This is a genomic window from Pseudoalteromonas sp. 23_GOM-1509m (assembly GCF_000518425.1).
GTDB classification, from domain to species: Bacteria; Pseudomonadota; Gammaproteobacteria; order Enterobacterales; family Alteromonadaceae; genus Pseudoalteromonas; species Pseudoalteromonas tetraodonis.
The window spans coordinates 143,643-155,897 of the sequence record NZ_JADO01000011.1; the positions used below are offsets into that span (position 1 = coordinate 143,643).

At 41.6% G+C, this 12,255-nt stretch carries 15 protein-coding genes and 3 tRNA genes; 13 read left to right on the forward strand and 5 right to left on the reverse strand.

The annotated features are described in order from the left end of the window. Positions 1-9 precede the first annotated feature (9 nt). Together thiE and N523_RS0105305 are read left to right on the forward strand one after the other, a co-directional pair. The gene (thiE, locus tag N523_RS0105300) at positions 10-1,536 is read left to right on the forward strand and encodes a thiamine phosphate synthase (protein WP_028834528.1); all 1,527 of its coding nucleotides are present in this window, start codon (positions 10-12) and stop codon (positions 1,534-1,536) included. Beyond that, positions 1,520-2,299, forward strand: a complete 780-nt coding sequence (locus N523_RS0105305; protein ID WP_028834529.1) for a HesA/MoeB/ThiF family protein — start codon at positions 1,520-1,522, stop codon at positions 2,297-2,299. Before thiE ends, N523_RS0105305 begins: the two co-directional genes overlap by 17 nt. Positions 2,300-2,407: 108 nt before the next feature. Here the strand turns inward: N523_RS0105305 and asd are convergent, their stop codons facing one another. Continuing rightward, a complete protein-coding gene (asd, locus tag N523_RS0105310) occupies positions 2,408-3,274 on the reverse strand; it encodes an archaetidylserine decarboxylase (RefSeq protein WP_016900290.1) in 867 nt (288 codons plus the stop codon). Positions 3,275-3,288: 14 nt separating this feature from the next. Further along, a complete protein-coding gene (gene rsgA / locus N523_RS0105315; protein ID WP_013463964.1) occupies positions 3,289-4,347 on the reverse strand; it encodes a small ribosomal subunit biogenesis GTPase RsgA in 1,059 nt (352 codons plus the stop codon). Positions 4,348-4,469: 122 nt separating this feature from the next. On the opposite strand from rsgA, the gene orn reads away from it, so the two are divergent. The 4 genes from orn (at position 4,470) to N523_RS0105335 (ending at position 5,729) form a co-directional block, all read left to right on the forward strand. Beyond that, entirely contained in the window at positions 4,470-5,015 is a 546-nt protein-coding gene (gene orn / locus N523_RS0105320) for an oligoribonuclease (RefSeq protein WP_028834530.1), read from the forward strand. Positions 5,016-5,188: 173 nt separating this feature from the next. Continuing rightward, positions 5,189-5,264: transfer RNA gene (locus N523_RS0105325), tRNA-Gly, on the forward strand. 207 nt (positions 5,265-5,471) lie between these two features. Next, positions 5,472-5,547: transfer RNA gene (locus N523_RS0105330), tRNA-Gly, on the forward strand. Between the two features lie 106 nt (positions 5,548-5,653). Next, positions 5,654-5,729, forward strand: a tRNA-Gly gene (locus N523_RS0105335). Positions 5,730-6,040: 311 nt separating this feature from the next. Here N523_RS0105335 and N523_RS0105340 read toward each other — a convergent pair. The 3 genes from N523_RS0105340 to N523_RS0105350 form a co-directional block, all read right to left on the reverse strand. Continuing rightward, positions 6,041-6,469, reverse strand: a complete 429-nt coding sequence (locus N523_RS0105340) for a secondary thiamine-phosphate synthase enzyme YjbQ (RefSeq protein WP_024601659.1) — start codon at positions 6,467-6,469, stop codon at positions 6,041-6,043. Beyond that, a complete protein-coding gene (locus tag N523_RS0105345; RefSeq protein ID WP_013463966.1) occupies positions 6,466-6,933 on the reverse strand; it encodes a chemotaxis protein CheX in 468 nt (155 codons plus the stop codon). The genes N523_RS0105340 and N523_RS0105345 overlap by 4 nt, the downstream gene beginning before the upstream one ends. 63 nt (positions 6,934-6,996) lie before the next feature. Next, positions 6,997-7,431, reverse strand: coding sequence for a transcriptional repressor (locus N523_RS0105350; protein WP_013463967.1), 435 nt, complete (start codon positions 7,429-7,431; stop codon positions 6,997-6,999). 92 nt (positions 7,432-7,523) lie between these two features. On the opposite strand from N523_RS0105350, the gene N523_RS0105355 reads away from it, so the two are divergent. The 7 genes from N523_RS0105355 (at position 7,524) to N523_RS0105385 (ending at position 12,253) form a co-directional block, all read left to right on the forward strand. Next, a complete protein-coding gene (locus N523_RS0105355) occupies positions 7,524-8,144 on the forward strand; it encodes a MarC family protein (protein ID WP_008115498.1) in 621 nt (206 codons plus the stop codon). 123 nt (positions 8,145-8,267) lie between these two features. After that, positions 8,268-9,200 (forward strand): tRNA dihydrouridine(20/20a) synthase DusA, encoded by a 933-nt coding sequence (gene dusA, locus N523_RS0105360; protein ID WP_013463968.1) that lies wholly within the window; start codon positions 8,268-8,270, stop codon positions 9,198-9,200. Positions 9,201-9,435: 235 nt separating this feature from the next. After that, a complete protein-coding gene (locus N523_RS0105365; RefSeq protein WP_028834532.1) occupies positions 9,436-10,116 on the forward strand; it encodes a PspA/IM30 family protein in 681 nt (226 codons plus the stop codon). 10 nt (positions 10,117-10,126) lie between these two features. After that, on the forward strand, positions 10,127-10,333 hold the full coding sequence (locus N523_RS0105370) for a PspC domain-containing protein (RefSeq protein ID WP_013463970.1): 207 nt from the start codon (positions 10,127-10,129) through the stop codon (positions 10,331-10,333). Positions 10,334-10,343: 10 nt separating this feature from the next. Then, positions 10,344-10,670, forward strand: coding sequence for a hypothetical protein (locus N523_RS0105375; protein WP_016900286.1), 327 nt, complete (start codon positions 10,344-10,346; stop codon positions 10,668-10,670). A 78-nt stretch (positions 10,671-10,748) separates the two neighbouring features. Beyond that, complete coding sequence (locus N523_RS0105380; RefSeq protein ID WP_024601351.1) at positions 10,749-11,258, forward strand: copper chaperone PCu(A)C; 510 nt, start codon at positions 10,749-10,751, stop codon at positions 11,256-11,258. Between the two features lie 8 nt (positions 11,259-11,266). After that, positions 11,267-12,253, forward strand: a complete 987-nt coding sequence (locus tag N523_RS0105385) for a DUF2333 family protein (protein ID WP_013463973.1) — start codon at positions 11,267-11,269, stop codon at positions 12,251-12,253. Positions 12,254-12,255 lie beyond the last annotated feature (2 nt).

Sequence of the window (12,255 nt, forward strand, 5' to 3'; positions counted from 1 at the left end):
AATAAAAATATGACAAACGTAGTGTGGACAATTGCTGGCTCTGATTCTGGCGGCGGCGCGGGTATTCAAGCCGATATTAAGGCAATGCAAAGTTTTGGTGTGCATGGTTGTACAGCAATCACCGCGCTTACCGCTCAAAATAGCTTAGGTGTAGAGGCCATTAATGCAGTGTCTACCGATATTATTGAGTCCCAGTTGCTTGCACTTGAAAAAGACATGAAAGCCAAAGTGATAAAAATTGGTATGCTTGCCAATGTGCAGCAAATTCAGTTAATTAGTGAGCACATAAGCCATTACAAAGCCAAATGGCCAACCCCGCCGGTTATTGTGTATGACCCTGTGGCTATTGCCTCAAGCGGTGACTTACTAACAGAAGAAGACACCGTAAGTGCGATAAAAGAATGTTTACTACCGCTGGTGGATGTAATTACCCCAAATACCCACGAAACCCAGTTATTAACGGGTGTGTATTTAATTGGCCCTGCAGCGATTAAAGAAGCGGCGAGTAAGCTGATGGCGTGGGGCGCAAAAGCGGTGGTGATTAAAGGCGGACATTGGGATTACCCAAGCGGGTATTGCATTGATTACTGCACACAAAACGGTGAAGACTATTGGCTAGGTAATGAAAAAATTCAAGTTCCTCATAGCCATGGTACAGGGTGCAGTATGGCGTCAGTAATTGCTGCGTGTCTTGCAAAAGACTACCCGCTAAAAGATGCGTTTATTTTAGCTAAAGCCTATATAAACCAAGGTTTAAAGCAATCAGTTCGCTATGGCGAGGGCATAGGGCCGGTCGCACAAACGCAGTTTCCTACCGATTTAGCGCATTACCCTCAGGTGATTGAACCGGGTAGCTGGTTAGGTGATGAGTTGGATTTTGATGTGCCGCTTGATTTTAATATGGCTGCTGATTTTGCAGCCTGTGAAAGTAAAAAGCTTGGCCTCTATGGTGTGGTTGATAGTATTGAATGGCTAGAAAAGTGCTTACAGCAAGGAATTAAAACAGCTCAGCTTCGTGTTAAAAATAAAACGCAGAATGAGCTAGATGAACTGATTGCCAAAGCGGTCACCTTGGGTGAGCAGTATAATGCGCAGGTATTTATAAATGATTACTGGCAACTTGCCATCAAACATGGCGCCTATGGGGTGCATTTAGGGCAAGAAGACTTAGAGAGTGCAAACTTAGTTGCTATAAAAGAAGCAGGCCTGCGACTTGGTCTCTCTACCCATGGCTTTTATGAAATGCTTCGGGCGCATAATTACCGCCCAAGCTACATGGCCTTTGGCGCGATTTATCCTACCACCACCAAAGACATGACTGGCCAGATACAGGGGCTTGAAAAGCTAACTCGGTTTGTGCCATTAATGCAAAGCTATCCTACAGTGGCTATTGGCGGAATTGATTTAAATAGGGCGCAAGAGGTTGCTAAAACGGGCGTGGGCAGTGTAGCCGTGGTGCGTGCTATTACCGAGGCTGATGATTATGTAGAGGCAATCAATACTTTAAAATCGGTGATAAATGAGAATGCCTGCTAACATGCAAACGCAGCAGCTCAGCGACAAAGAAACTCTACGTTATAGCCGCCACATATTACTTGATGAAGTGGGGCTTGACGGGCAGTTAACGCTGAAACGTTCAACGGTTGCCGTAGTTGGTGCAGGTGGCTTAGGTAGTCCTGCGCTGCTGTATTTAGCGGCAGCTGGCATTGGGTCGCTTATTTTAATTGATGACGATGTAGTTGAGCTGTCTAACTTGCAGCGCCAAGTGCTCTATAAAGTAAATCATTTGGGGCAAAACAAAGTTCGCGCGGCTGGAAAAGTGCTTGCGAGCCTTAACAATCAAATAAATATAATAACCCACACTCAAAAGCTGGATGATACCAACAGTGCGTTGCTCTTAAAAAACGCCGACATAGTACTTGATTGCTCTGACAACTTTGCGACTCGATACACGGTAAATCGCTATTGCATTGCTAATAACACTCGCTTAATTACAGGGGCTGCGCTGGCAACTCAAGGGCAATTAATGGGGTTTGATTTTAGACAAAGTGACAGCCCATGTTACGGCTGTGTTTTCCCTCAAAGTAGCGATGCACCGGTTATAAATTGTAGTAATGCCGGGGTAATTAGCCCTTTACTTGGGATTGTTGGGTCAATGCAGGCACAATTAACCCTCAATATGTTGTTAGGTCATTTTAAAGGGAATGTGTTTATAACGTTTGACGCATTAAGCTTAAAGCAACAGCATTTTAAGATGACTAAGGATTTAGCGTGTAAAGAATGTGGCGGGTATGAGTAATGAAAAGCTTGGCTTTTAACGTGAGTAAGCTCTCCGTCTACAAGAAAAGAACACCGCGGTTATTGAAAATAAACGCGGTGTTTTTTAAGCTCGAACTGACACTACCTATTAATCATCAATTTTTGCAAAGGCAGTGCCTAAACGAGTAACTACCTCTGGGAGTTGATCGTCTAATATTTCTGCTTTGTTCGCACCCCATGCAAGTACAACTGTTGAGCCTAATTTAAAGCGACCCATTTCTTCCCCTTTCTTAAGGGTGATCGCGTTTTCGCCTTTAGTTGGGTAGTTCCAGCTAAACACATCACTGCCAGCTGGTGGAGTCACTGTGCCAGCCCAAATAGTTTCTATGCTGGCAACAATGGTTGCGCCTACTAAAACCATAGCTAGCGGGCCAATTTCAGTTTCAAAAATAGCCACTACACGCTCGTTACGGGCAAATAAATTTGGTACGTTTTGAGCGGTAAGTGGGTTTACTGAAAATAAATCGCCCGGTACATAAATCATTTTGCTTAGCGTGCCATCAATTGGCATATGAATACGGTGGTAATCTTTTGGTGCCAAGTAAATAGTTGCAAATTTACCGCCTAAAAACGGGGTTGTGTCGTCTTGTGATCCACCTAACAATGCTTGTAAGCTGTAATCGTGGCCTTTAGCTTGAATAAGTTGACCATCAACAATGTCGCCTAGTTGGCTAATTGCGCCGTCTACTGGATGAATAATAATATCGTCATCTTCAACCATAGGACGCACACCGTCTTTTAACGGACGGGTAAAAAATTCATTAAAGCTTTTGTAATGAGCCGGATCTGAATATTTAGCTTCGCTCATATCTATTTTATATTGTTTAATAAATAATTTAATTAATGTGGTTGTTAACGCACCGGCTTTTGCTGCAGCAAGTTTACCTACCACACGAGAAATAAAGTGTTTTGGCATGGCATACTGCATGGCGATTTTAAATTTATCTAAACTCACAGGTTATTCCCTTATTATACGCGGGGCGCACGAGCGCCTGCACGGCCATCGGCCATGGTTTCTAAAATACGGTGGTAGCTTTCAAAGCGTAATTTTGAAATATCGCCATCGGCTACCGCTTGTTTAATTATACAGCCCGGATCGTTTAAATGTTTACAATCTCTAAACCGGCATCCGCCTATAAATTCTCTAAATTCTTTAAAGCACCAAGTGACGCGTTCAACATCTAAATGCCATAGGCCAAATTCACGAATTCCCGGTGAGTCAATTAAATTACCCCCGCTCGGTAAATGATGAAGACGCGATACCGTGGTGGTGTGCTGGCCAAGCCCGCTGTTTTCAGACACTTCTTTAGTCAAAATTTCAGCATCTGGCAGTACAGTGTTAACTAAGGTAGATTTACCCACGCCACTTTGACCAACAAAAATATTATTTTTGCCCGCAAGTACTTCTTTTAACTCATTAATGCCTTCGCCAGTTATATTACTAACTAGCAGCACCTGATAATTAAGCTTACGGTAAATGTCGAGGATTTGTTGTATTTCGTTTAAACCAGCTTCATCAATTAAATCAATTTTATTCAGTACTAAAATGGGTTCGATACCCATGTCTTCACAGGCAATTAAATAGCGGTCAATAATGCTCGGGGTAAACTCTGGCAGTACCGCTGAAACCATTAAAATTTGATCAATGTTAGCGGCAATCACTTTAACCCCATCATAAAAATCGGGGCGCGTGAGTTGTGAACGGCGCTCTTGAGTTGCTTCAATAACACCCGCTAAATCACCTTCACTTACTTTTGCACGGCGAAACAATACTTCATCGCCGCAAACCAAGTTCGATACGGTACGACGAATATTACAACGTAATACATCACCGTTTTGTGTTTCTACATCGGCATGTTGTCCAAAGCGGCTAATAACAATCGCATTTTCCACTTGACCTAAATTATCTGTTTGCCATTCTTGCGCGCCGACTTTTGCCGGTTTTGTATCGGCATTCGATAAGCGCTTTTGATGATTAGCCTTGATCCTACGGGATTGGCCTTTACTTAATTTTTTCTGTTTTGCCACTTGAGGCCTATAACCTGAGTTAAATGCCGAGTTTGCCAAAAAAAGCTTTAGCTCGACGGTTGATGCTAATATGATATATCGAAATGCGTTGGATCTAAAGAAAAGCACCGTTTAAGGTAATTATGACTATTAATAAATCAAATTTAATTTGGCTCGATCTGGAAATGACCGGACTTGAACCAGAGACTGACAAAATACTTGAAATTGCAACTGTTGTCACTGACGCTGATCTGAATATATTAGCCGAAGGCCCAACCATTGCCATTCATCAAAGTGATGAACTACTTGATGGTATGGATGAGTGGTGTACAACTCAGCATGGCAAATCAGGGCTTACAGCGCGTTGTAAGGCAAGTACTTTCGATGAAGCTTATGCCGTTGATCAAACCCTCGCGTTTTTAAAGCAATGGGTACCAGCGGGTGCTTCACCTATGTGTGGTAACTCGATTGGCCAAGATCGTCGTTTTATGAATAAGTATATGCGTGAGCTTGAAGACTTTTTTCATTACCGTAATTTAGATGTAAGTACCATTAAAGAACTTGCTCGTCGTTGGAAACCAGATGTATTGGCTCAAGTGAATAAAAAAGGGTCACATTTAGCGTTAGACGACATTAAAGATTCGATTATGGAATTAAAGGTTTACCGAGAAAAGTTTTTTAATTTATAAAAAATACTTGCAAAGCACCCTAATTATTGTAGAATCCTGCCCCGCTCAAGACGATAACCCCCGCGGGGTTAGTGTGCTTGAGCTTTGACTTTTGAAGCGGCACTAGCTCAGTTGCCAGAATGTTGAACGCGACCTGTCGCGCACCAACGGACAAATTACTGACTATTTTGAATGCGGCACTAGCTCAGTTGGTAGAGCGCGACCTTGCCAAGGTCGAGGTCACGAGTTCGAGCCTCGTGTGCCGCTCCAATTTCTCACCAAAGAAATTGTAGTTCAAGATGAAAAGTTAAAATTGATATAATGCGGCACTAGCTCAGTTGCCAGAATGTAGGACGCGACCTGTCGCGCACCAACGAACAAATTACTGACTATTTTGAATACGGCACTAGCTCAGTTGCCAGAATGTAGGACGCGACCCGTCGCGCACTAACGGACGAATTACTGACTATTTTGAATGCGGCACTAGCTCAGTTGGTAGAGCGCGACCTTGCCAAGGTCGAGGTCACGAGTTCGAGCCTCGTGTGCCGCTCCAATTTCTCACCAAAAGAAATTGTAGTAGAAATAAAGATTCAAGATGAAAGGCGAAAGGAACAAGGTTTAATTTTGACAGAACCTAGGACCTAGAATCTTCATATAATGCGGTACTAGCTCAGTTGGTAGAGCGCGACCTTGCCAAGGTCGAGGTCACGAGTTCGAGCCTCGTGTACCGCTCCAATCTTATTTACTTTCCAGATATTCATTTTCAAATAACAAACAATAATCCACATGTGAATCATTATAAATTTAATTTATATAATTTTTATTAGATTTGAAGTGCTCAATGGATGCGAACGATCTGTGTTGTAATACCAATCCGCAATAATACTCAATCATTTTGCGGGGCTAAACGTGTCGCTATCTGTGTTAAAAAATTCTCATTTAGAACAACTAAATAGCGAATTTTTTGCCTAGCTATCAACCCGTTTTTCCTGCCTCAAAATAGACCGCTTAATTAAGCGAATTGGTATAAAACCTAAAACCTAGCTCTAAAACGTTTCGCCTTGCAAAGTGGCAATAATACGCCTAGCCCCGCCATGGTCGCGATGTTCGCCTAAGTATATTCCTTGCCAAGTCCCCAGCGCTAATTGACCATCATTAATAGGTATCGTTAACTCGCAACCTAAAGTGCTGGTTTTAATATGAGCAGGCATATCATCATCGCCCTCATAGTCATGACGATAATAAGGCTGGCGCTCAGGTACAAACTGATTGAAGTGGCTTTCCATATCCATACGCACGGTCGGATCGGCATTTTCATTAATGGTTAAGCTGGCAGAGGTGTGTTGAATAAATAAGTGTAATAACCCTATTTTTAGTTGGCTCAGCTGTGGGAGTTTAGTCAGTATGTCGTTATCAATTAAGTGAAAGCCCCGCGAGCGAGGCTTTAATGTAATCGTGGTTTGCGACCAGCTCATAGCTTATCGAAGCTCACTTCAATGTTTGCATTACCTGCATCACTGGTAAATGGCATAATAATTTTTTTGCCGTCACTTTTATGCGTAATAGTATGGTTTTTACCAGACACAACAATGGGGGTTGCCATGGCAAAGTCATAGCCTTTTTCACCTAATAGGTTTTTAGCACCACCGGTGACCATATTGGTTATTTCGCCGACCATGTCAGTGACTTCTTCATTTACGCTGTCAGGTCGCTCACCTAACATACGTTCCATAATCGTAAGCGCTAAACTTTCGTCGAAGGTTATTGAAAATGAACCGCGAGTTTGGGGGCCAACCATACCAATTAATCCCGATACATCACCACAGGCTACTTCATCGGTTTTAATGCGAGGTTTACCTGGTTTTAACTGAGTTTGAGCCATGGTGCTCAATACATTCATCAAAGAAGATAAAAAGGGATTAATGAACTCTACATTCATATTATATATCCTTAAATTGGTACTGATAGAGGGTATACGTAAAGTATAGCTATAGTCGCTCAGCTATGCTCGACAAGCGTCACATTTACCGTGTGCTTCTATGGTTTGCCCAGAAACTACAAAGCCACTTTCGGCTGCTAAATTATTGAGCTCATGTGAAATTACTGTTGAATGCAGCTCTTTAACAAACCCACATGTATCACAAATTAGTAATTGAACAGGATGAATATGATCAAAGTGATGACACAACATGAATGCGTTAGTGCTTTCAATTTTATGAATAAAACCGAGTTCTGCTAAAAAGTCTAAAGCACGATAAATTGTCGCAGGTTTTGCGCCTGTTTCAGTGACTTTTAATTGCTCTAGCAAATCGTATGCACCCACACCACCTTGAGCGCTTGCTAATAAACGAAATACCTTTTCGCGAATAGGTGTGAATCGCGCACCACGGTTGTCGCATACTTGTTTTGCTTTACTTACGAGTGATTCTATATTCATCTTCTCTCATCCTTACTTTGCCGTGATATACTAACATACTGTATTGTAGTTGCAGCGTTTTATTAACCGCTTTTGTGAAAAGGTATTCATTAATGCATGAACTATTAGCCATATTTATTTTCTTTTTTGCAGTTATCGATCCAATCGGCACAATTCCGGTTTTTATCGCCGTAACTCGGGGTGATGACGACAAGTTTAAGCGTAAAGTAATTTTTAAAGCAGTGGGTGTATCTGCTTTAGTACTGTTATTTTTTGTGGTTGCCGGTGAGCAATTACTCAATGTGATTGAGATTCCACTATCGGCATTTCAAATAGCCGGTGGGTTGATCTTATTAATTTTTGCACTCTCCATGACGTTTGGTGAAAGTAAACCCGAAGCTGAAATTAAAAGTGTTCGCGATAGCACTGAAACCGCTATTTTTCCGCTGGCTATACCCTCAATTGCAAGCCCAGGCGCTATGTTAGGTGCTGTATTAATGACGCGTAATGAAGAATATACCTGGGTTGAACAAATGATTACCTCATCAATGATGCTGGCCGTTTTAGTGGTGGTACTTATTTTGTTATTACTTGCTACGCATGTACATAAAATAATAGGTGATAGTGGGGCAAGTATTATTAGTCGAATTATGGGGTTAATTTTAAGCTCAGTCGCAGTAACGAATATTTTAAACGGTATCGCACAATACTTTGGCTTGCAGGTGTTTGCTTAATATTGCTGCGCATGGGGCTTTTGTGTAAAATGCAGCGCCTTTTAAGCTGTGCTTAAATTATAAATTTTTGAGGACTACATTTTGGATAAACGTACTTTAAATCGACGCTTTTCTGTTGCCCCCATGCTCGATTGGACTGATCGCCATTGTCGTACGTTTCATCGTAAAATGACAAAGCACACCGTGCTCTACACTGAAATGATCACCACAGGTGCTATTTTGTTTGGCCGTGGTGACTATTTGCACTTTAATCAACATGAAGGCCCAGTAGCGCTGCAGCTGGGGGGCTCAGATCCGCAAGCGCTAGCACAGTGTGCCAAGCTTGCAGGTGAGCGCGGTTATGATGAAATAAACCTTAACGTAGGTTGTCCGTCTGATCGTGTGCAAAATGGGCGTTTTGGTGCCTGTTTAATGGCAGAGCCCGAGCTTGTGGCAGAGTGTGTTGCTGCAATGAAAAGTGAAGTCAGTATTCCTGTTACGGTTAAAACGCGCATTGGTATAGATGAGCAAGATTCCTATGAATTTTTATGTGCGCTTATTGAAGCATCGCATAAAGTAGGCTGTGATGATTTTATTATTCATGCCCGTAAGGCATGGCTAAAAGGATTGAGTCCAAAAGAAAATCGCGAAGTTCCTGAGCTTAACTACCCCCGCGTTTACCAGCTTAAAAAAGATTATCCACAACTTGATTTAAGTATTAATGGCGGTGTTAAAACCATTGAGCAAAGCCTTGAGCATTTACAGTACATAGATGGAGTGATGGTTGGGCGAGAGGCTTACAGCAATCCATTTATGCTAAATGAAGTGGATGAAAAAATATATGGTGACGCTGCTAATACTCAGACACGTCATGATGTTGTGCGCTCTATGTATGATTACATTGAAGAAGAGATGCGTTTAGGCGCTAACTTTTGGCATGTTGCTCGCCATATGTTAGGTATTTTTCAGGGACAACCCGGTGCGCGTGGTTTTAGACGCCATTTATCTGAAAATGGCCATGGCAAGCAAGCTGATCTAAGTGTTATGGATAAAGCACTAAGTTACGTACCCGAATAACAGATCCTCTGTATAGAAAAAGCCACCTCAGGTGGCTTTTTTTGATCCCAAATTTTGGTCAAAAGTTTAATTTATTAGCCAATTCGACTTAATTTCATTCAGTGGCGAGTCATTAATTTACCTACTTAAAATAACTTAACCACATGATATTTAATGAAAATAAAACCATTTTAAGTTGTTGGCATAACTCTTGGAATCCTGTTGATGTATAAATAAAAATCATCAGGAGAATAACATGGGCATATTTAACCGCGTAAACGACGTCATTCAAGCAAATATTGTAGCTATGCTTGATAAAGCAGAAGACTCAGAAAAGTTACTCAATTTAATGCTTACTGAAATGCAAGAAGCGCTTAATGAGTGTCGTAGTACGGCAGCTGCACTTTTATGTGAAGAAAAGTGCATTAAACGTCAAATAAGTAACAAACAGCAAGCGCTCGCAAATTGGCAATTAAAAGCTGAGCATGCTGTGACAAAAAATCGTGACGATTTAGCTAAATCAGCATTAGCCGAAAAACACACAGTTGAACAAAGCATAGGGTGCTTGCAAACGCAGCTTGAGGCATTACAACAATCGATTACTAAAATCACTGAAGACTGCGAGCGCTTACAGCAAAAAATGACGCAGGCAAAAGCAAAGCAAGCACAACTTGCAAAGCGTGAAAACGTAGTTGAGGCAAGGGCAAAAATAAATACGCAACTACAAAGCGATAAAGTGGCTTTTGCCTTATCACGATTTGAGCAAATAGAGCGCCGCGTTGAAAGTGTAGAGTCGCAAGTTGAAGCGTATGAGCTCACAGATACTGCGAGCAATACAGCTATGCAAATTGAGTCACTGGTTAAAAATGAAAAAATTGATGCAGAACTGGCTAGTTTAAAAGCAAGTTTAAATACTGCTAATAAACAAACAGCTTAAGGAGATTGTTATGAATAGTTTTAATACACACCGTCGTTGGTACAAAAATACGCTTAACAAAAAAATATCAGGCGTCTGTAGTGGGTTAGCTTACCGACTAGACTTTCCGGTATGGTCTACTCGCTTAGTGACTGTTTTATTATTTTTAAGTTTTCCGTTTGCAGTGGCGCTAGGTTATTTAATTGCTCACTGTTGCCTTGAAGAAAAAGCAGTGTAAGGAGAGCAGCATGAAAACATTCGCCGTGTGCCTAGTTATTGTTGCGTTGTTTTTAATTAATAGCGGTTCAATTATTCACTTTGATGTGTGGCAGTTTCCGCTATGGATCTCAGATATTAGCTGGACAGGTATAGAGCTCATTGGTGCATTAGTTGCTATTATCGTTGTTATTGCGATTGTTGCTTTAGTGACGATGGGGTTAGTTGGCGCGGCGATGGTGGCACTGGCTGGTACTATTTTAGCTTTTTTATTCGGATCATTGATGATTGCTTGGCCGTTATTGTTTGTAGCAGGGCTGTGTTGGTTAATCGCAGATAACAAAAAAGTCGTCTCTTGAGCTTAAATTAGCTGCCTAACATAGGGGAATTATGATAAATTTGAACTATATTTTTTTGTTTTAACAAGGATTTTACTGATGATTAAACAATGTATTTCGATAGCAAGTGCATTAATGGTGGGTGTTTTTTCGTCTTCGTTAATGGCGCACGAAGGACATGAACACGATAGTGTTGTTGCGCAGCTACAAGTAACACATGCGCAAGTAAGAGAGTTTTTGCCGGCAACCAAAGCCAGTGTGGCTTACTTTAGTATTAAAAACCACAGCAATGTACCAGCAACCTTGACTAAAGCGACAATTGATGGCCTAGGGCGTGTTGAAATTCATGAGCACGTTCACGCTGACGGTATGATGAAAATGCAAAAAGTCGAATCATTGCTTATTAAAGCTCACCAACAACTCGATTTTAAGCCAGGCAGCTATCATTTAATGGTGTTTGAACCACAAGAACCGTTAAAAGTAGGTCAAGAACGTAAACTCACGCTATATTTTGAAGACGGGAACCGAGTATTTACCAATGCAAAAGTCGTTTCGTTAGCCTCACAAGCAGAGCCGGTAAAAGCATCGAAAGATCATAGTCATCATTAGGAGGATAAATGTCACAGCATAAAGGAAAAATAATAACGGCACTGGTACTGTTATTTGTCGTGTTTTACGCCATTGCAGTGTACTGGAGTATAGAGCCTTCACGTTTTGATGTTGTGCAAAATGCTAAGCAACAAGCGCAGCAACGCAGTGAAAAACTAGTCACAGGTTATGTAACAACTTCAACACTCATCACTGTAGCTGATACGCTTTTAACTAAATCAGGCGGTTACTTATCAAATGATGTGCTACCACCGAGCGTAATAATGGACAATATGCCGGCCTGGGAGTATGGTGCGCTGGAAATGGTGCGTGATTTAGCGTTGTCTATGCGAAAAGATTTTAGCCGCTCACAATCGCAATCAACTGAACACGAAGCGCTCAAAAAAGCTCAGCCACAATTTAATATCAGCTCTGAAGCATGGGCATGGCCAAGTGCTGAGGGTGAATACCAAAAAGGAATTGATTATTTAATGGTATATCGTTCTCAAATAGCCAATCAGCATGAGCGCGATAGCCAATTTTACTCTCGTGCAGATAACCTACGCAGTTGGTTAAAAGAAGCTGAAAAGCGTTTAGGCAGCTTAAGTCAGCGTTTAAGTGCAAGCGTGGGTCAAGATAAGGTTAACACTGACCTCGCCGGTAACTCTTCAAATACACAGGCCACCTATACGCCTTTACAACAACAAATAAAAACATCATGGTGGGAAATTGATGATGTATTTTATGAGTCACGTGGGGCCACTTGGGCTTTACTGCACTTTTTACAGGCGGTTGAATATGATTTTGCCGATGTGCTTGATAAAAAGAACGCCCGTGTCAGCTTGCAACAAATTATTCGCGAGCTTGAAGCAACCCAAGAAACGGTATGGAGCCCAATGATTTTAAACGGTAATGGATTTGGTTATGTCGCCAACCATTCACTTGTTATGGCAAATTATATTTCTAGAGCCAATGCGGCACTAATTGAACTTAGCGAATTATTAGCGCAAGGATAAAA